We start from the raw sequence: 19,190 nt of genomic DNA, 5'->3' as shown, positions 1-19,190 counted from the left end.
TTTTCCAATCTTGCTGAGTTTGGGGGTTCTTAAAGTTTATGTTCCAATCGTTTTGTATTTTTACAGGACGAATTTTAAAAATGAGTTTTTTAATGGCATTATCAAGAGAAGATGTTTTGGCCAAAGCCAATGCAATTTGCAAAAATACTTTAATGGAGACTTTAGATATTGAGATCATTGATTTTGGAGATGATTTTGTGTTAGGTAAAATGCCTGTAACCTCAAAAGTACATCAACCAGATGGCGTGCTTCATGGCGGCGCAACTGTTGCTTTAGCTGAAACAATGGGAAGTTTTGCTGCAGAAATTTTATCAGATTTGGGCAAAGTATTCATTAGAGGAATAGAGATTTCTGCAAATCATCTAAAAAGTGTTAGAGCTGGATTTGTATATGCCAAAGCCACCTATTTGCATAAAGGTAGAACAACTCAACTATTAGAGATAAGAGTTACAGATGATCATGATAATTTGATTTCGTTGTGTAAATTAACTACTATTGCACTGCCAAAATCGAAATAGAATACATGACATCAGAAGATTTTTTTGAGTTTGTTACAATACATTACAACAAGCACTTACCATTTGTAACGTATAGAAAACCCACTGAATCAAAGGTTAATGGTATGTTTCAGGATACAGATGAATTATTTTTTATAAAAGATTTTACTGAAAGAGGTTTTGTGTTTTCACCGTTTAGTCATGCTGAAAAAACAGTCTTAATACCGGAAAAAAACTCTAAAGTTCTTTCAACAGTATTTTCCCCATCAGGTACAATTAAGACACCGGAACTCTCAGATTTAAGTTTATCAGATTCCAAAGCCTATCATATTAACCTGGTGAAACAAGGCGTTGAAGCCATTAAAAATTCAAACTTAAAAAAGGTTGTTTTGTCCAGAAAAGAAGCCGTAAATCTTTCAGAAACTGACCCTGTTGCTATTTTTAAAAGGCTTTTAAATACCTATAAATCTGCATTCGTATATTGCTGGTATCATCCAAAAGTAGGGCTATGGTTAGGGGCTACACCAGAAACATTAATTAAGGTAGAAGGGCGGCGTTTTTCTATAATGTCTCTGGCAGGAACACAAGACTATAAGGGGAGTTTAAATGCCAATTGGGAAGATAAAGAAAAACAGGAACAACAGTTTGTAACAGATTTTATAGTTGATAACCTAAAGCCTTTGGTTGAGGACTATGAAGTTTCGGGTGTAAAAACAGTAAAGGCAGGTAATCTCATACACTTAAAGACTATAATCTCTGCCCGTTTAAAGTTTGATACCCCATTAAAGCAGGTGATAGAAGCTCTGCATCCTACGCCGGCGGTGTGTGGGTTACCAAAAACTGAGGCCAAAACATTTATCTTAAACCATGAAAACTATGACCGTGAATTTTATACCGGTTTTTTAGGAGAATTGAATTTTGAGACTGTTTCAGAGTCCAGGTCAGGTAGGCGAAATATTGAAAACAGAGCCTATGCAATGACCAGAAAAAGCACACAGCTTTACGTTAATTTACGCTGTATGCAACTTAAAGACCAACAGGCTATAATTTATATAGGAGGAGGCATTACACAAAGTTCTGTTCCGGAAAAAGAATGGCAGGAAACGGTTTCAAAATCTTTAGTGATTAAAAATGTTTTATAACGCATTTAATTAACGCCCTATTTCTTATTTTTGAATATTGAAATAGTAATTTTAAACTTGAAAAAACACGTAATAGTTGTTTATTGAAGGGTTTAGCTGAGATGTATTTAGATACTAAAAGAGTTACTAAATATTGAAAGTCTCAATTACCCTTGAACAGGTTGTAGAATTAACTATGTAGTATTTTATTCTAAGCAATTCATTTTTAATGACTTACCCTAAAATTCCTCTTGCGCAAACTGTAATTCAGTTGTGTAAACTAAAGGGGATAAAGCATATAATAATTTCTCCCGGAAGTAGAAATGCACCTTTGACTATAGGTTTCACACATGATGACTATTTTAAATGTTACAGTATAATTGATGAGCGATGTGCTGCATTTTTCGCTTTAGGTATTGCTCAGCAGACACAAGAACCTACGGCAGTTGTATGTACCTCAGGTAGTGCATTACTAAATTATTACCCGGCTGTGGCTGAGGCGTTTTATAGTAATATTCCGTTAGTTGTTTTATCGGCAGACCGGCCTAAACATTTAATAGGCGTTGGAGATGGACAAACCATAAATCAAAAACATGTTTTTGAAAATCATATTCTATTTTCGGCTAACCTGAAGTTGGATATAAAAGAAGCCAAAAACACTTTAGAAGGGGAGGACTTGCCCATTTTAAAGAACCTGGAAAATAAGGTTGAACGTTTACTGGGTTTGCAAAAGGATATTCAAACGTATAACGAAGAATATATTAATAAGGCTATTAATGCAGCAATTATAGATAAAGGCCCTGTACATATAAATATCCCTTTTGATGAGCCCCTGTACGATAGGGTTAACACATTAAGTGTGTCCCCAAAGACTGTTGATACTGAGGCAGAAACCTCAGATATTGAAGATTATATTTTAGAATCCTGTTTAGAGGAGTGGCATGCTGCTTCAAAAAAAATGATTTTAGTAGGTGTTAATTACCCGGATCAAATAGAAAGAAAGTGGCTTGATAAATTGGCAGAAGATGCTAGTGTTATAGTATTAACAGAAACCACTTCAAATTTGTACCACTCTGGTTTTTTCCCAAATATAGACCAACTCATAGCACCGTTAACTGAGGCCGGGCAAGAAGATTTGCAGCCAGAAGTATTGGTGACTTTTGGGGGTTTAATTGTTTCAAAAAAGATAAAACAGCTTTTGCGCAAATACCGACCAAAAAGCCATTGGCATATTGATCCTAAAAAGGCTAATGATACATTCTTTAGTTTAACTAAGCATATTAAAGCCGATCCGAATCAATTTTTTGAAGCCTTTTTACCTAATGTTTTAAACGCTTCAAAAAGCGTGTATAAAGCTGAGTGGATTAAAGTAAAACAAAGGCGATTACAAAAGCATAAGCGTTATGCAGAGCAAATTCCCTTTTCAGATTTTATGGTATTTAATAAAGTGTTGAAATCTGTTCCGGATCATCACATTTTACAGGTTGGTAATAGCTCAGCAATTAGATACACACAATTATTTGAAATTAACAATACGCTGGAAGTGTATTGCAATAGAGGTACCAGTGGTATAGACGGAAGCACTTCTACGGCCATTGGTTGCGCTGTATCAAGAAAGAAGCCCACCGTTTTTATTACCGGGGATTTGAGCTTTTTGTATGACAGTAATGCATTGTGGAATAACCATATTCCAAATAACTTCAGGATTATAGTGATTAACAATCAGGGAGGTGGGATTTTTAGGATTTTACCGGGACATAAAAATACTGAGAATTTCAATACCTATTTTGAAACCAATCATAAGTTTTCGGCTAAGCATTTGTGTGAGATGTATGGGTTTGTATACCATGCTGTTTCCAATGAAGAGGATTTGGACTTTGCGTTACAATCGTTTTATTCAGAAGATAGATCTCCCGGGTTATTGGAGATATTTACACCCAAAGAAATGAACGACAGTGTGCTTCTAAAATATTTTGAATTTATTAAATAATAATGTGACTTTTCCGTAAGTGGTGTGTCTTAAATTTAGTTATCTTTAAAAACAGTTATTATTAAATATTTTACAAACACATTAAAAGGACAATCATTATGAGTAAAAGAGATGAACTTATTGCAAAATACGCTGCAGATTTAAAAGACAAATGTGGAGTTGAGGCAGATATGGATTTACTAACTAAAGTTACAATTGGTTGTGGCCCATCAATATATAATGCAGACTCTTCAACTGTTTCTGGTTCTGACGAATCAGAATTAGCAACTGTAAAAAGTAATTTCTTGATTAAAAAATTAGGATTAAGTGATAGTGCTGATTTAGACAAAGGTATTGCAGCAGTTATGGAGCAGTATGGTCAATCAAACAGAAATAAATACAGAGCTGTTGTTTATTATTTACTGACTAAGCATTTTGGTAAGGAATCAGCATACTAAAACCTATATAGGTTTATAATATAATAACGCTACATCAAGTAGCGTTTTTTTTTGCTCTGAATTTACAGGTATTGAGCTACAATTTCAATATGGTTTTTATGACCATCTATAAAGTCAACTTTCTTTAATATCATTACCTTTGCATCATGATAAAATTAGGACAGGTCAATACACTTGAAATACTTCGCGAATCGAATCATGGTGTATATTTAATAGATGATGAAGATAATGAGGTTTTACTTCCCAACAGGTATGTACCGGAATCATTTAAGATATGGGATAAGCTGGATGTTTTTGTGTATTTGGATAATGAGGAACGTCCGGTAGCCACAACAGACATCCCCTATATAAGGCGTGATGATTTTGCCTTATTACGTTGTAATCAAATAACAGATTATGGCGCGTTTTTAGATTGGGGCCTGGTTAAAGAACTATTTTGCCCATTTAAAGAACAAGCTTTTAAAATGAAACCGGGAGGTTGGTATTTGGTACACTGTTATTTAGATGAAAAAACAAACAGGTTAGTAGCATCAAGTAAAACCAACAGGTTTTTAGATAATAAAACGCTAACAGTTAAACTGTTTGATGAAGTAGATTTAATAGTATCGCATCCATCTGATATCGGTATGAATGTTATAGTGAATAAAACACATTCAGGTTTAATTTATAAGGACAATATTTTCAAGGATATCAGTGTTGGAGATAAACTAAAAGGGATCGTTAATAAAATTCGTCCCGGTAATAAATTAGATATCACTCTGGGACAGGTAGGATATCGCAATATAGAGCCTAATGCAATGCGTATAGTACAAGAGCTCCAGGATAATAGTGGTTATTTAAACCTTACGGACAAATCAAGTCCGGATGCCATAAAAGATCGCCTTCAAATGAGTAAGAAGAACTTTAAAAAAGCTGTTGGGACTTTATATAAAAAACGTCAAATTGAGATTAAACCGGATGGTATTTATTTAGTCTGAGTAGGTTATCATTTCACCTTTTACTTTATCGTACACCTTGTAAATAGCTTCATCTAAACAACTGTATATAATGTTTTCAGAAAGACAAAATGAGCGTTCAATTTCAGCACTCATTTGACTGGCTAGATCATGTGCTACTACAGCATAAGTATGTAAATTTTCAATTTTATTAACAATAGATTTGGCATCCAGAATATCCACTGAATAGGAGTTTATACGATTGGATATAATGCCAAAAGGCCTGGAAACACCAAAATAGTCAATCAGGTCATCCAGGATCCCAGTAGAATTATGAATATCAATATGTACCCCTTCATTAAACTCTATAATTGCAAAATGGCTAAAATAAAATACGTCACCCAACGCTTTGTTTGTTGATTTTACAACATGGTTTGAAAAAACAGATTCAATGGTTTTCATCTTAAACTAAATTATATACTTCTTATGTCGTTTTTTAATTGGTTAGAAGTTATAATTATGGTTCAATGGCCTTAACTGATCAAGACTAAAATGATTGGCAAAATTACATTAAAATAGATATAACGGACGTTAATAAATTGTTAATCATAGGCTTTAAAGATATTATCATATTAGTATAAGATGTATTACGAATCTTTTACAGGATGGGGGATAGACCCTTCAATTTTAGTATTTTTGTCTTATGATTAATGAAGATACCATAGTGGCATTAGCTACTCCATCAGGGGCCGGAGCTATTGCAGTAATTAGATTATCCGGGAAAACTGCGGTAGAGATTGCAGACCAATGCTTTCAATCTGTTACAAGTAAAAAAAAGCTTGATGATCAAAAAACGCATACCATCCATTTGGGGCACATCATGGATGATAACAGAACTATTGATGAGGTATTGGTATCGGTCTTTAGAAATCCAAATTCTTATACAGGAGAAGATGTTATTGAAATATCATGTCATGGCTCCAGTTATATACAACAGGAAATCATTCAATTGTTTCTTAGAAAAGGCTGTAGAATGGCCACGGCCGGAGAGTTTACCTTACGTGCGTTTTTAAACGGAAAATTAGACCTGTCACAGGCAGAAGCCGTGGCAGACCTTATTTCAAGTGATAATGAGGCCAGCCATCAAATTGCTATGAAGCAGATGCGAGGCGGTTTTTCATCTGAAATTGCTAAGCTCCGAGAAGAGCTTTTAAACTTTGCGTCTCTTATAGAATTGGAGCTTGATTTTGCGGAGGAAGATGTGGAGTTTGCTGATCGGACCCAGTTTAAAGATCTCATAGATCGTATTATGTTGGTTCTAAAACGATTGGTAGACTCGTTTGCTGTTGGGAACGTTATTAAAAATGGTATTCCCGTGGCTATTGTAGGAGAACCCAATGTGGGGAAATCAACCTTGCTGAACGCTTTGTTAAACGAAGAACGCGCTATAGTATCTGATATAGCAGGAACCACCAGAGACGCTATAGAAGATGAAATATCTATTGGAGGTATAGGTTTTAGGTTTATAGATACAGCAGGTATAAGAGATACTCAAGATGTTGTAGAAAGTATAGGTATTAAAAAGACCTTTGAGAAGATTGACCAGGCACAGGTAATTATCTATTTATTTGATGCCGAATCCATTTTTGCCCAAAAATCATCTATTGAAGCCATAGCAATTGAAATAGAAAAAATTAAGAACAAATACCCCCAAAAACCTCTGGTGGTTATTGCTAATAAAATTGACGCTATTTCAGAAAAAGAGCTGCATGAGCTTACAGCGAGTATTAAGGATATCAAACTTATTTCTGCCAAAACCAAGAAAGGGGTTGAAGCACTTAAAAACACCCTGTTAGGCTTTGTAAATACAGGGGCCTTAAGAAATAATGATACCATAGTTACCAATACCAGACATTATGATGCCTTGTTAAAAGCACTGGAAGAAGTTGCTAAAGTAAAAGAAGGATTAGACACCGGATTGTCGGGTGATTTATTAGCCATAGACATCCGTCAGGCCCTGTATTATTTTGGAGAAATAACAGGCGAGATATCTAATGATGATCTGTTAGGCAATATTTTTGCTAATTTTTGTATTGGCAAATAGACAGTAATTTTATTTGATGCTATTTGGTGTTAATTAGTTGTAAATCAAATTGTTGTTGAAAACTTTTTGGTTTATAATTTCTTTTTATATCTCATTTTTAGTACTTTTTTGTGTCTCATGTGTGTCTCAAAAATGCCGAGACACAAAAATTTGTGTCGCAATGATAAAAGCTCATCTAAGAAAGAAAAAATTAAAGTCGGGAAAGCAAAGTCTTTATATCGAATATTATAAAGGCTTCAAAACCCTAGCTAATGGTAAAATAAGACATCTCAGAGATTATGAGTACTTACAACTTTATTTGATTGAGAACCCAATATCTGCTGATGAAAAGAAAAAGAACAAAGAGAAACTTGAATTAGCTAAACAAATATTGGCAATAAGACAAGCAGATATTTATCAAGGAAAATTTAAAATCCAAAATACCCATAAGGGTAAGACAACATTATTGGATTTTTATGAAATGAAGAAAGAAGAACGTTATCAAACCAAGGGTAACTATGATAATTGGGATGCTGCTCAAAAACACTTAGAGAAATATTGTCCAGAACATATTACCTTTAATGATGTTGACGTAGATTTTATTAAAGGGTTTAGGAAATATCTCGATACGGTTGCTGTTACTAAAAGTAAAAAAAGATTATCGCAAAATACTAAGCACACTTACTTTAATAAATTCAAAGCTTGTTTAAATGCCGCGTTTGATGAAGGTTATTTAAAAGAAAATCTAATCAAAAAAGTTAAAGGGTTCACAATGGGTGAATCGACGAGAGAATATCTTACCTCTGATGAGCTTCAAAAATTAGCTGAAACGCGGTGTTCTATTCCTTTGCTAAAGCGTGCCTTTCTTTTTTCAGCTCTGACAGGGATTCGGTGGTCTGATGTTAATAAACTAAAATGGTCTGAGGTACGAGAAGAGGGGATAGATAATTCAGGAAATGACATTTACCGTATTGTATTTCAACAAAAGAAAACGGATGGTGTTGAATACTTGTATATATCTGAACAAGCAAGAGAGCTCTTGGGGAAAAGGCAAGATTCTAAAGCACGCGTATTTAAAGGACTTCGTTATAGTGCTCATATGAATCTTCAATTATTGCGATGGTGTATGTTTGCAGGTATAACTAAACATATTACATTTCATTCAGCTAGGCATACAAATGCAGTCTTGCTTTTGGAAAATGGAGCAGATATTTATACGGTTTCTAAGCGATTGGGACACAAAGAAATTAGAACCACAGAAATATATGCCAAAATCATAGACAAGAAAATGAAGGAAGCTGCTAATTTGATTCAAAAATTAGAACTGGAATTAGATGGGGTAGAATGAAAATAGCCGTTCCTTAGAGTAGAAAAATTAATTCTTTACCGTTTCTATTGTTAATAACTCAAAAACAGTCTAAATATCAGACTTTAGAGCAATTTATATTATAGCCAAATGGTATCAAATAATTTCATAAAAAATTATAGTTTATTATTGTAATGAAATTTATCTTAAATTAAGTTAAATTGTTGTATATAAGTATTTTGTGAATAACTAATAAAGCTAGTTTCTTCTTTCATTATCCTATTTTTATACTTTTATTTCCAAACACCCAAAAGGGAAAAACAAAAGCGCTTTTGTTCATTTTATAAACTTTAAAACAAATTAGAATGGACAATTTATTAATTCTTGAACGATTAGATCGTTTAGAAAAACTGCTCATAGGCCATAAGGAAGTATTGACCTTTGATGAGACCTGCGATTATACAGGTATATCAAGGAGTTATCTCTATAAACTAACATCTTCCGGCAAGATTCCGCACTCCAAGCCCAATGGCAAAATGCTCTTTTTTGAGAAGAAAAAACTGGTGGATTGGTTACTCCAAAACAACCGGAAATCAAAACAGGAGCTCGAAGCAGAAGCCTTGATTTATACCAATCGCAATAAATTAAGATAAGGGTATCCATAAGAAAAACTATTAACATGAAACAGATACCATATATACGTGTGGGTACATCCTATTATAAAAAAGTCAAGGCACCTACCATAGCAGGTCATTTTAATGAAATCTTAGTGCCTTGGAATATGGAAACTATCAAACAAGACCATGGCAAGGACCACCTAAGCAAAATACCCAAATATGATGGATTCACCTGTATTCCAAATCATATAGATTTTAAACAGGAATATCTGGGCTTCTATAATATTTATTACCCACTAGGGAAATCTCCCAAGGAGGGTGTTGTTTCAAACTCCCTAAAGTTTGTAAATCATATTTTCGGAAAGCACTTTGAATTGGGGTTGGATTATCTACAATTATTATATCAAAAGCCCATACAAGTACTACCCATTTTATGTTTGGTTTCCAAAGAACGTTCCACAGGAAAAAGCACCTTTTTAAAATGGCTCAAGGAAATATTTGAGAACAACCTCACTTATTTGACCAATGATAGTTTCAGCAGCCAGTTCAACGCAGATTGGGCCAATAAACTCTTAATATGCATTGATGAAGTCCTGTTCAACAAAGAAGAACTGACCGAACGTATAAAATACCTGAGCACAACCAATATCAACAAACTGGAAGCGAAAGGAAAAGACAAGCGGGAAGTTGAATTTTTTGGAAAGTTTATACTCTGTAGTAATAATGAAGATAACTTTATAAAGATAGATGCCAATGAAACCCGGTTCTGGGTTATAAAAGTACCAGTGTTGGACAAAGAAGATACCCATTTCTTAGAAAATTTGATAACAGAAATACCAGCATTTCTGCATTTTCTAGCGAACCGTAAGATGCATTCAGAACATGTAACCCGTATGTGGTTTACACCAAATCAAATAAAAACAAAAGCCCTGACCAAGTTGGTACAGAATAACCGTAATCGGGTAGAAAAGGAACTGGCCAGTATTTTATTGGATGTGATTGAAAAGTTTGATTTAGAAGCAGTAGATCTCTGCCCAATGGATGCATTATTGGCTCTCAATAGAACCCGGGTAAAAACAGATTTAACACAGTTACGCCGCTTGCTAAAAAAGGACTGGCAACTGACCAATAAAGATAATTCAAATAGCTATCAAAAATTTGTGATTTGGACTGATGGCGATATGACTATGGTAGACGCCAAAGGAAGGTATTTTACAGTTCAAAAGGATTTTTTAGTCCAAAATTTTGATGAAACGATGACAGAATAGATGAAGACATGTATTTATTGATGCTACGGTTGTCATCAAACCGTCATCATTCTGTCATCAAAAAAAATAATGATGACAGCATAATAGAGATAAAAACTAAAAATGATGAAACGATGAAAAAATGATGCTGGGTCAAAGCTAGTATTGATAAGGCTTTACAGGGAAAATCATCAAAAAATAGCCTAAAACACACTTGCTTATGAAAAGAAAGATAAACTGTGAAACAGCCCGTAATTTTTACGTGCTAATGGCCCTGGAAAAACTCGGGCACTTTCCCAATCGGACAACGGAAAAAGAAGCTTGGTTTCTAAGTCCTTTCAGGTCAGAAACCCAAGCCTCTTTTAAAGTCTCTTTGACTAGGAATAGGTGGTACGATCACGGAATGGGAATAGGGGGTAATGTCATAGATTTGGTAAGCAGGATTCTAAGATGTACAGTAAAAGAAGCCTTGGAGTTTTTAAACAATGAAATTTCTCATTTTTCTTTTCAACAGCAACCCATTATTCAGCAAAGAACCGCGGGCATTACAATTACAAAAGTTCAAGAGATACAACACCCTGCTCTGATACACTATTTACAGACCCGAAGCATTCCATTAGCCATAGCAAAATTATACTGCAAAGAAGTTTGGTACACCTATAAAACCAAAACCTATTTCGCCATAGGATTACAAAATATTCTTGGAGGCTGGGAACTACGGAACAAAATCTTTAAAAACAGCAGCAGCCCCAAAACCTACACTTATATAAAACAAGGACACTCCCAACTGATAATAATGGAAGGCATGTTTGACCTGATGTCATTGGCCGTATTAAACAACGCCCAATTGCACACTTCGGATATACTCATATTAAATTCCACAGCATTTATAAAAGACGTTGAACAATACACAACCAACTATGAAATAGTACAACTCTATTTAGACAACGATGCTGCCGGACAAAACATATCACATTACCTGACCAAAAAATTTAAACATATCAAAGACCAAAGCGCGAGTTATAAACATTATAAAGACCTAAACGAATTATTAAGAAATGAAAGGTGAGTTGACAAAAGACGATTTACAGTGGATGCCAGAACAGAACATACCACAGTACTTAAAAATTCCGACCGAGCAGTTACAAAAGTCAGATGCCATCCCTTTGGATATAAAAACGGACGCATCGGAAACAAAATTGACGTTGGGGAGGAATTCGAGATGTGTGTCTGTGGACACAAACTCGTTTGCTCCCGAAGGTCGCAAAGTAAAAAGAGTGTTTAAGGGCAAGGGAGACCTCGTAAAATTTCGATGTACAGCCTTTGAAAAGAAACTCCTAAAAATCAAAGCCGATAGAAGTGGTTTGAGCTTAAGCGAATATATAAGAAGAAGCGTATTGGGAAAAGAAATCGTAGAGCGTATGACAGATGAACATATAGAAATATACAAGATGCTCATTAAATACCATAACAATTTTAAATCCATAGGGAATATGTACAGAAAACGAAACCCCAAACTCACAGAAACGGTATACCAATTGGCAGCAGAAATCAAAAATCACCTTAAAAAATTACAAGCATGATAGGGAAGGGGAAAAGCATATCACTAGGGCATCCATGTCCTATGGATGGAACCAGGAGAAAGAAGCCGAAGTCATATTAAAGGACTATCTATATGGCGAAACCCCGACAGAAATCACAGAAGAATTCAGAATGATACAAGAGCAGAATCACCATTGTACAAAAAATACCCTCTCATTTGTCATAAGCCCCACCATAGAAGATGGTAAGGACTTAAACAAAAAAGAACTGGAAAACATAACGAGACAATTTCTAAAAGAAATGGAACTCAGAGAGCGACAGGCCATAGCCTTTGTGCATCAGGATAAGGAACACAAACACATCCATTTATATGTCAATCGTATAGATTTTAAAGGGCAGGCCTATAATGACAGCTTCATTGGCAAGCGCAGCCAACAAGCAGCAGAAAAAACAGCCGAACAAATGGGACTGACCACCGTAAGGCAAGTACAACTGGAAAAAGAGTTTAACCAAAAGGAAATACGGGAAGAGATAAAGCGCCGGCATGATCTGACCATGAAACTGTTTCAGCCCAAATCCTTTGATGATTACCTAAAGTCTATGGAAGCCAATGGCGTTAAGGTGATACCAAGTATAAACAACCAAAATAAATTACAGGGCTTTAGATTTAAATTTGATGGGCATAACCTCAAAGGCAGTGAAGTACACCGCCAGATGTCATTAGGTAACATAGGCAAGCAAATAGCAGGCATAGACGGAAACAGGATTTCGAAGGAAAACATAAAGAGTGTACAACTAGCGGGAAAAGTAGTTGACCTGACCCCAAACATCGTATTAAAAATAACCAAGTTCATCGTTAAAAAAGCCATACAACAGGGAATCGGATATTAGACAATAAACATCATGGGAAAATTAGAGGATTTAACAGCATTACTGGTCAATGAACTGGATGACTTTAAGACCAGTATAGAAAAAATGGAAACAATCAATAACCAGTTACATGATACCAAAGTCCAAATAGACGTATCAGAATACAAAAGCATAATCAAAGAACATCAACAGCAGATGCAATCGCATTTAAACGAGATTAAAAATTTTGAAAGGAGATTTAACAGCAAGATTGAGGATGCTAAAATATATCCTACTTGGGCGGTTGTTGTATTTATTTTATCGGTTTTGGTATCTGGATTTTTTTTAGTACATATTTATTACATAATTTAAGTTTACTAACTAACAAAGTGATTAAGTTTTATATAGTTTAATTAATGATTTTATAAATGGTTCAATTAGCAAAACCACTCTTAAAAGAATTTGTTTTCTTAACATTTATAAACTTGCTAAAAGCTTCAATGAACTCTGAAAAACCATCCGAATCTTTGATTACTCTACCTTCACCATTTTCTATAAATTTACCATTAGGATTACCATTATTATCAATCATAAAATATGAGGTGTGTAAATCAGCTATTCCTCCTGTAGTCAGCGTACCAGAATAAACAAGTACAGTTTTGGCCATATCTCCAGTGTCGACATCGGTTGATGAAGTTTCAGCAAATACCGTAAATTTATTATTATTTCCAGCTATAAAACTACCAAGGCCAGTTGTTAAAGTACCTTCTTCCTCATTAGTTACTTGTACTGTTAAATTAGAGTTATCCTGACTATAGAATTTAATCCTAGAGTCGCTCATAGGCCTACCGATTAAATCATTAGAAATATTACTTGAAAATAATATATTAGGGGATGATAAATATGAGTTTTCAATGTTAGGAGGATTATTGCCTGTATGTATTGGCATTCCCAAGTTAATCATTTCATCAAGAATATATTTTGGGATTAAGTCATTAATTTCATTTGATAATCCATCCCCATCATCGTCCCAAGTAATAGGACAACCATTAGAATCTACAGTGGTTTCAGACTGGGTATTAGGACATTGGTCTATATCGTCTCTAACGCCATCTCCATCGGAGTCTGTCCCTGTATTTCCGTTGTTAGTTGTTGTGAAATAAATATCCCCTCCATAGAAATCTTCATTATAATTATCATATGCAAATACTCTATACCAATATTCAGTATTTGGTTTCAAACCAGTTATTGTCTTTGAAATAGTCCCTGTTTTATATTCGTCATAATATAATTCATGCTTTAAAGAGGCTCCTGATTCAACCGCTGCTATTTGCCAACCTAATAATTTAACGGGATAAGAAGAATTAATAACTACTTGCCCTTTTAAGAGAACACTATTATCTGTAATTTGAGATGGTTGTAACGACACCAGTTGAGGGTATTGAGAAGAAGAGCACCCCCTGTCATCCACATTTTCTCCCTCAGGAGTTTCAGGACAAAAATCATTACTATTAGCCACCCCATCATTATCACTGTCATTCGAGCCATTTTCATCATCTTTAACACACCTTATACAATAACCTTCATTAGGGTCAGAGTTAGTAGAATCAAATATATTATCTTCAATGGATGGATGTTCCATAAAAAGTGATTTAGTAAAATAATCGGAACTATTCTTAGCACTACCTGTCCACCATGAACCTAATTTATCCTGCCCCCCTTCTCCTTGATTTAAAAACTGACCATCATATTCATGATGTGTCCCCCGATTACGATCACTGGAACGAAGACCCACAGGAAGTGCTGTAAACCCACTACTATTTGTTGAATTATCATTAGTAGACCAGTGATTTGTACCAGTTTCTCTCAACTCACTGCCTGCTTCGTACCTTCCTCCCAAAAAGTTAATCATCCTATCCCATTCGATTTTAGTTGGAATATGCCAATTTTCTGGACAAACATTTCTTTCATCGGTTACTACATATCTATTATAGTAATTACCATAAACTCTTTTGTCATACTTGCTGTAAGCTCCGCTTTGTGTATTCACCCAAGAATTATTATCAACTAAATAAGGTATTTCATCACCGTTATTATATTTAGTTGTTTTCAAATTCTGGGCCATCCATGTTTGGTCTCCGATTTTTATTGTCCTGTATGTATTTCCATCTATGTCATTAAGCGTACCATATGTAAGATTAGGATTGAAAACGATGTCGCTAAATAACTGAATCTGCTTGTCCAAAATTAAATCCTCCTCACTATATGCGTCAAAGTGATAATCGAATAAAGTCTTTTTGAAAATTCCCATTTTTACTCCAAAACCAAAATTAAATCCATTATACCCTTGTAGATTTAAGTACTTAAATGGAGATGGATACTCTACCTTTGCTTTTCCATATATCTCTGCATCAACATATGGAGACAGAACTTTATAAATTCTAAATTTAAGGACAGGTTTAAAATATACCTTAGCCTCTGCGTCCAAATTTACCAAAGGCTCAAAAAATTCTGTGTTTTTAATAATGCTCTTTTCTGTTTGCCAATTATTGCCATTTTGAGTGGTTATTTTTGTGTATACTCGATAATCTTGACTGCTTCCAAATTGTATACTACCATTAAGCTCAACGTTAACTCCTGCATAAAACTCAATTATAGGCTCAACTATTACAGGACCCACAGTGACATAACCAAAAGGGATTTTACCAATTTTCTTCTCTACAGAATTCTCAATTGTACCACCTACATGAGCAGTTAAACTCAGTTGATTGTTATAGATGACATCGAATTCTATTTTTTCAAAATTGTTACCGTTTAATTGTATATCCGCTCCAAAAGTAGGTGTAAGTGAATAGTCCCCAGAAATCCTCAATTGGTCATTCACGCTTGTATTATCTCCATCGGCGTCGAATAACACCTTTGAAATTGTAAAATTCAAAATTCTATTATTATTTTTCCCTGAAGTTTTACCAGATGATATAGTTATTCCTTCATCTAACCAAAATTCATCACCATCTAAGTTTGGAACAAGGCTTAATTGAGTTTGTTGGTTTAACCTTTCAAATGCTTCAATAATTGTGACAAAATCAGTCTCTAGAATAACTTGATTATTACTTTTAGTTATCTTTTTGATTTTTCTTAAAAACCCCGCTTCCTTAGTTCCAATTAAAATATCGTTTGGTTTTAAAAAAAGTATATCAGAAATGTCTTCTTTAAAAGCAAAAGTGAAGTCAATTGTATCGAGGCTTACAAAATAATCATCCATGATTCTTTCGTCAATTATATATGTGTTTTCAGAAAGTGTAAAATTTTCGGAATTCTGATCTAATTGAAATTCAGCTGAAATATCTAAATCCTTATCAATAAAAAAGTTTATGGGGTTCTCTGTTCCTGTAATTCCACCGGTCCATTTTTTAAAAACATATCCTTCTGAAGGTGTAGCTCTTAGAAATATCTCAGTACCTCCTTCAAATGTTCCTGAATCGTGAGCTATTGTACCACCTTTTATTGGGTTTACCTGCAGGTTTAAGTTAAATTGTGGTTTTTGTTGTGAAGATTCATCTTTCGAACAAGTAGTGAGAATAATAAATAATAAGACGAATAAGGAGTGTTTAATCCTGAAATTCATAATTGATTAGTTTTAATTAGGTTCAGTTCTCGAAAATTTTGGGTTGTTTTAACTATTGATAGCTGTAGGAGAAATCTAATTTAAATATTTAACAAAAACGAAAAACTTCTTTTCGAGAAAAGGTTATTATAATCGTTTAATAATTAATGGATTACCTAAAAATGGACATGTTAGGGCATTAGGCTTGTTAGCTTTAATATTTTAAAAATGAATGTATTTAATATTCTTAATATCAACTAATATTTCACCTCTGCTTTCCGTTATAGGATTTAATACAATTAATCTTATTTGATTAAAGCGATCAGGAGACCCATAACAGTTATTATTTAAAAAAGCCTTTTGGAGTGTAAAAACATTTCCGTCTTTTTTATAAAATTTTATAATACTTTTTTCGGGTTTAGACCCATATCCGCGCTCAGGACTATTATAAAAATCAATTAATTCAATTTTTCTTATCGTGCTATACTTTCTAATATCTAAATTTTGTCCTTCATAAACCCCTAATACTCTCATATAATTTTTATAGGGATGTTTGTCTACTCGCCCTCCACAAGTTAAATGTCCAAAATGACTAACGGATATTGTTTTACCATCTTTCAATGTAATTTTACATGGTACTTTTTCTTGAGCTTTTAAAAAAGGTGAGAAGCATAAAGCTAATAATAAAATAAGTTTTTTCATTCCATAATATTTAAATTACTGTTTTCACGCTAATTAACTTTTACTGGAATAAACTCAAATGGTATGCTATATCTTCTTGCCTCAATCTCATTTTTAGTAGACTCTTTTGTTAATAAATTAGTGATTGCTTTTTTACTAGAAGCTCCTTTGATATCTGAATCTATAAGTAAAGCAGTAGCAGTCAACTTGATTAAACTTGGTGTATCAGACACCCAGTAAATATTAGAAGTTACTAAACCATCTTCTAGAGCTTTAAGCTCTCCTAAAATCCAAAAATAACTTCCGGTAGAAACAAATAGATATGGAACACCATTATCGTGAACATAGTAGTAATCATATTTGTAATTATCATGCTTTGAGGACAGTAAAGCACTTCTAATCTTTTGATCGCTTAAAATGGAATTTCTTAAATTTTCAAATGATGTAGATGATAAATTTTGTCTTTGTATTTTTTTGTATTGATTATATTTCATTGTAATAAATGCAAAATAAATACGATCTCTTGACGAACCTTCACTTTTTATAGCAAAGATTGGCCACCATGCATGTGCACCAGTAAAAGCTCCTACAAGAGATTTTCCCTGTTTATCTAATTTGAATGGCTCTCGTGCAATGTATATCCCATCAGATCTTATTCCATGTGGTCTTAGGCTTTTACTATCAACAGTCAAGATGCTTTTATTTGAAATAGATGCTTTGTTAACTTTATTAGTTCTATTATTGTCTTCTTCATTAAATGACACTATGGTATTATCTTGATAGATTATAATATTAATTTCCGTTCTATCAATCATTAAAAAAGGTTTTGAGCCTTCAGGGTCAATTTCAACATGCTTTTCTGTTACTCTAAGGATTTTACAGTTTATTACTTCTTTATTTTTTAAATAAATTTTATCTGAATTCTGGCCAACACCTATAAATATTGAACCAAATAATAGCAAGAGTATAACCGTAAAATATTTTTTATTCATCTTAATCAATTTTTATAGTTCATAGGCTAATCGTAAAATTCGTATTCGTAAGCACGTACCCCGTAGTAAGAATCATCGGTTTTTTTAATCAGTCCCTTTGAATTGTATGATATTTTATATGTTCCTTTTTCTGATTTTTTATGCTCTGATATTTTTATTAATCTGTCATTTTTATCATATTTAAAATCTGTCACATACTTAAAATATCCATTATAATATTCTAGCAATCTCCCATTTTGAATTTTATATTGATATTCATAAGTGTTAGACCTTGGAGTTTCTTTTTCTGATTTATAAAAGCTTTTCTCTATATATTTATGGCCATATTTTTTTGTCACATTTGTTCCAACACTTTTATATTTTGGACTAATACTCACACTTATGTTTTTATAATTTATTGTTAAATAGCTTAATTTTTTTCTGTAGAACTCTCTGATAAAAGTAGTGTCTCCACTATACTTATATTGCGCTATTTCTGTTCTTTCTCCACCTAATAATCCTCCACTACTATACCTTTTCTTTTTAATTATTCTTTCTTGAAAGTCATACTCATACCTATCTTTACTTTCAATTTTTTCATTAATTGTTTCCAATTCTTGAATTAAATTACCATTCTGGTCATATTCCCATGTTTCAATGTGCTTTCGGTATAATGTAGGTGTTACCAGTGGTACTACCTGTGAATATTTTGTAGTGATTATTTTGATTTTGTTCTTTTTTATGTACTCTTTAGTTAGTAAACTCGGAAAAGAATAAGGTACATTAGGTCTTTCTTCTATATCACCAGCTTCTGAAATGATTTTATTCAAGTGCTTTTTTGCTAATCCAAGAACTTCTTTTTCATCTTTTGGGAAATACTCACCTTCTTTTTTCACAGATATTGTTTTATCATGGTTTTCATTAATACCTTCATCTGCTTCCTCTTCTGTAATTGAAGTTGTTTTTATATTTTTAGATTCATTAAAATTTACAACAGTATTATCATTATAAATAATAACAGAAACATTATCTCGATTTATTTTTAAAAACGGTTTATTTCCTGAAGGGTTAATCTCAATATGGTCAGCCGTAACCCTTAATATTTTTCCTTCAACAACTTCTTTACTTAATAAATAAATTTTATCGTTTTCTTGAGCAAAGGAATAAATAGAAAAACCAAGCAAAAAAAGTATTTTGATTATTAGTGATTTACGTTTAATCGAAGGCATTGTTATTTGAAAACAAAAATGACTATGTTTATTTAAAAATAGAGTTTCTACTTCCAATGTTTAAAATATATAGGTTCA

The 19,190-nt window shown here is 33.4% G+C and carries 18 protein-coding genes; 13 read left to right on the top strand and 5 right to left on the bottom strand.

Going from position 1 to position 19,190, the window contains the following annotated elements; all coding sequences use genetic code 11:
- Nucleotides 1-92 precede the first annotated feature (92 nt).
- The 5 genes from VOI54_RS17135 (at nucleotide 93) to VOI54_RS17115 (ending at nucleotide 5,022) form a co-directional block, all read left to right on the top strand.
- Complete coding sequence (locus VOI54_RS17135) at nucleotides 93-518, top strand: PaaI family thioesterase (RefSeq protein ID WP_326284447.1); 426 nt, start codon at nucleotides 93-95, stop codon at nucleotides 516-518.
- Nucleotides 519-523: 5 nt separating this feature from the next.
- Nucleotides 524-1,639 (top strand): chorismate-binding protein, encoded by a 1,116-nt coding sequence (locus VOI54_RS17130; RefSeq protein ID WP_326284445.1) that lies wholly within the window; start codon nucleotides 524-526, stop codon nucleotides 1,637-1,639.
- Between the two features lie 208 nt (nucleotides 1,640-1,847).
- On the top strand, nucleotides 1,848-3,608 hold the full coding sequence (menD, locus tag VOI54_RS17125) for a 2-succinyl-5-enolpyruvyl-6-hydroxy-3-cyclohexene-1-carboxylate synthase (RefSeq protein ID WP_326284444.1): 1,761 nt from the start codon (nucleotides 1,848-1,850) through the stop codon (nucleotides 3,606-3,608).
- Between the two features lie 98 nt (nucleotides 3,609-3,706).
- Nucleotides 3,707-4,045, top strand: coding sequence for a DUF2853 family protein (locus tag VOI54_RS17120; RefSeq protein WP_326284442.1), 339 nt, complete (start codon nucleotides 3,707-3,709; stop codon nucleotides 4,043-4,045).
- Nucleotides 4,046-4,191: 146 nt separating this feature from the next.
- On the top strand, nucleotides 4,192-5,022 hold the full coding sequence (locus VOI54_RS17115) for a CvfB family protein (protein ID WP_326284440.1): 831 nt from the start codon (nucleotides 4,192-4,194) through the stop codon (nucleotides 5,020-5,022).
- Here VOI54_RS17115 and VOI54_RS17110 read toward each other — a convergent pair.
- A complete protein-coding gene (locus tag VOI54_RS17110) occupies nucleotides 5,014-5,442 on the bottom strand; it encodes a hypothetical protein (protein WP_326284438.1) in 429 nt (142 codons plus the stop codon). The two genes, VOI54_RS17115 and VOI54_RS17110, sit on opposite strands and share 9 nt — an antisense overlap.
- A 241-nt stretch (nucleotides 5,443-5,683) precedes the next feature.
- Here VOI54_RS17110 and mnmE point away from each other — a divergent pair, with 241 nt between their 5' ends.
- The 8 genes from mnmE (at nucleotide 5,684) to priC (ending at nucleotide 12,996) form a co-directional block, all read left to right on the top strand.
- On the top strand, nucleotides 5,684-7,084 hold the full coding sequence (gene mnmE, locus VOI54_RS17105; protein WP_326284436.1) for a tRNA uridine-5-carboxymethylaminomethyl(34) synthesis GTPase MnmE: 1,401 nt from the start codon (nucleotides 5,684-5,686) through the stop codon (nucleotides 7,082-7,084).
- A 160-nt stretch (nucleotides 7,085-7,244) separates the two neighbouring features.
- Entirely contained in the window at nucleotides 7,245-8,411 is a 1,167-nt protein-coding gene (locus VOI54_RS17100) for a tyrosine-type recombinase/integrase (protein WP_442809405.1), read from the top strand.
- Between the two features lie 323 nt (nucleotides 8,412-8,734).
- A complete protein-coding gene (locus VOI54_RS17095; protein WP_326284434.1) occupies nucleotides 8,735-9,022 on the top strand; it encodes a helix-turn-helix domain-containing protein in 288 nt (95 codons plus the stop codon).
- Nucleotides 9,023-9,048: 26 nt separating this feature from the next.
- Nucleotides 9,049-10,254 (top strand): primase-helicase family protein, encoded by a 1,206-nt coding sequence (locus VOI54_RS17090; RefSeq protein ID WP_326284432.1) that lies wholly within the window; start codon nucleotides 9,049-9,051, stop codon nucleotides 10,252-10,254.
- Nucleotides 10,255-10,453: 199 nt separating this feature from the next.
- On the top strand, nucleotides 10,454-11,302 hold the full coding sequence (locus VOI54_RS17085; protein WP_326284431.1) for a DUF8464 domain-containing protein: 849 nt from the start codon (nucleotides 10,454-10,456) through the stop codon (nucleotides 11,300-11,302).
- Nucleotides 11,292-11,816, top strand: a complete 525-nt coding sequence (gene mbpA / locus VOI54_RS17080) for a mobilization protein MbpA (protein ID WP_326284429.1) — start codon at nucleotides 11,292-11,294, stop codon at nucleotides 11,814-11,816. The genes VOI54_RS17085 and mbpA overlap by 11 nt, the downstream gene beginning before the upstream one ends.
- A gap of 34 nt (nucleotides 11,817-11,850) precedes the next feature.
- On the top strand, nucleotides 11,851-12,666 hold the full coding sequence (locus VOI54_RS17075; protein WP_326284428.1) for a relaxase/mobilization nuclease domain-containing protein: 816 nt from the start codon (nucleotides 11,851-11,853) through the stop codon (nucleotides 12,664-12,666).
- 12 nt (nucleotides 12,667-12,678) lie between these two features.
- Complete coding sequence (gene priC, locus VOI54_RS17070) at nucleotides 12,679-12,996, top strand: primosomal replication protein PriC (RefSeq protein WP_326284426.1); 318 nt, start codon at nucleotides 12,679-12,681, stop codon at nucleotides 12,994-12,996.
- Between the two features lie 61 nt (nucleotides 12,997-13,057).
- Here priC and VOI54_RS17065 read toward each other — a convergent pair whose 3' ends face one another.
- The 4 genes from VOI54_RS17065 to VOI54_RS17050 all read right to left on the bottom strand — a co-directional run bounded on the left by VOI54_RS17065 (nucleotide 13,058) and on the right by VOI54_RS17050 (nucleotide 19,169).
- Entirely contained in the window at nucleotides 13,058-16,252 is a 3,195-nt protein-coding gene (locus tag VOI54_RS17065) for an FISUMP domain-containing protein (RefSeq protein WP_326284424.1), read from the bottom strand.
- Between the two features lie 201 nt (nucleotides 16,253-16,453).
- Nucleotides 16,454-16,933 carry a hypothetical protein gene (locus VOI54_RS17060; RefSeq protein WP_326284423.1) on the bottom strand — a complete coding sequence of 160 codons (480 nt, stop codon included), beginning with the start codon at nucleotides 16,931-16,933 and terminating at the stop codon, nucleotides 16,454-16,456.
- A 29-nt stretch (nucleotides 16,934-16,962) separates the two neighbouring features.
- The gene (locus tag VOI54_RS17055; RefSeq protein ID WP_326284422.1) at nucleotides 16,963-17,904 is read right to left on the bottom strand and encodes a hypothetical protein; all 942 of its coding nucleotides are present in this window, start codon (nucleotides 17,902-17,904) and stop codon (nucleotides 16,963-16,965) included.
- Nucleotides 17,905-17,930: 26 nt separating this feature from the next.
- Entirely contained in the window at nucleotides 17,931-19,169 is a 1,239-nt protein-coding gene (locus VOI54_RS17050) for a hypothetical protein (RefSeq protein WP_326284420.1), read from the bottom strand.
- Nucleotides 19,170-19,190 lie beyond the last annotated feature (21 nt).

Origin of the sequence: Alterotamlana spongicola, assembly GCF_035818475.1 — a bacterium.
Lineage (GTDB): Bacteria > Bacteroidota > Bacteroidia > Flavobacteriales > Flavobacteriaceae > Cognatitamlana.
Note: the sequence above shows the minus strand (reverse complement) of the source record. Positions and strands in the feature narration are given on the sequence as shown.

Excerpts from the sequence above, each read along its gene's own strand:
- VOI54_RS17095 (WP_326284434.1), top strand. The coding sequence starts at position 8,735 with ATGGACAATTTATTAATTCTTGAACGATTAGATCGTTTAGAAAAACTG.
- mbpA (WP_326284429.1), top strand. The coding sequence starts at position 11,292 with ATGAAAGGTGAGTTGACAAAAGACGATTTACAGTGGATGCCAGAACAG.
- priC (WP_326284426.1), top strand. The coding sequence starts at position 12,679 with ATGGGAAAATTAGAGGATTTAACAGCATTACTGGTCAATGAACTGGAT.
- VOI54_RS17060 (WP_326284423.1), bottom strand. The coding sequence starts at position 16,933 with ATGAAAAAACTTATTTTATTATTAGCTTTATGCTTCTCACCTTTTTTA.
- VOI54_RS17135 (WP_326284447.1), top strand. The coding sequence starts at position 93 with ATGGCATTATCAAGAGAAGATGTTTTGGCCAAAGCCAATGCAATTTGC.
- VOI54_RS17065 (WP_326284424.1), bottom strand. The coding sequence starts at position 16,252 with ATGAATTTCAGGATTAAACACTCCTTATTCGTCTTATTATTTATTATT.
- VOI54_RS17110 (WP_326284438.1), bottom strand. The coding sequence starts at position 5,442 with ATGAAAACCATTGAATCTGTTTTTTCAAACCATGTTGTAAAATCAACA.
- VOI54_RS17100 (WP_442809405.1), top strand. The coding sequence starts at position 7,245 with ATGATAAAAGCTCATCTAAGAAAGAAAAAATTAAAGTCGGGAAAGCAA.
- VOI54_RS17120 (WP_326284442.1), top strand. The coding sequence starts at position 3,707 with ATGAGTAAAAGAGATGAACTTATTGCAAAATACGCTGCAGATTTAAAA.
- mnmE (WP_326284436.1), top strand. The coding sequence starts at position 5,684 with ATGATTAATGAAGATACCATAGTGGCATTAGCTACTCCATCAGGGGCC.
- VOI54_RS17055 (WP_326284422.1), bottom strand. The coding sequence starts at position 17,904 with ATGAATAAAAAATATTTTACGGTTATACTCTTGCTATTATTTGGTTCA.
- menD (WP_326284444.1), top strand. The coding sequence starts at position 1,848 with ATGACTTACCCTAAAATTCCTCTTGCGCAAACTGTAATTCAGTTGTGT.
- VOI54_RS17075 (WP_326284428.1), top strand. The coding sequence starts at position 11,851 with ATGTCCTATGGATGGAACCAGGAGAAAGAAGCCGAAGTCATATTAAAG.
- VOI54_RS17085 (WP_326284431.1), top strand. The coding sequence starts at position 10,454 with ATGAAAAGAAAGATAAACTGTGAAACAGCCCGTAATTTTTACGTGCTA.
- VOI54_RS17130 (WP_326284445.1), top strand. The coding sequence starts at position 524 with ATGACATCAGAAGATTTTTTTGAGTTTGTTACAATACATTACAACAAG.
- VOI54_RS17115 (WP_326284440.1), top strand. The coding sequence starts at position 4,192 with ATGATAAAATTAGGACAGGTCAATACACTTGAAATACTTCGCGAATCG.
- VOI54_RS17090 (WP_326284432.1), top strand. The coding sequence starts at position 9,049 with ATGAAACAGATACCATATATACGTGTGGGTACATCCTATTATAAAAAA.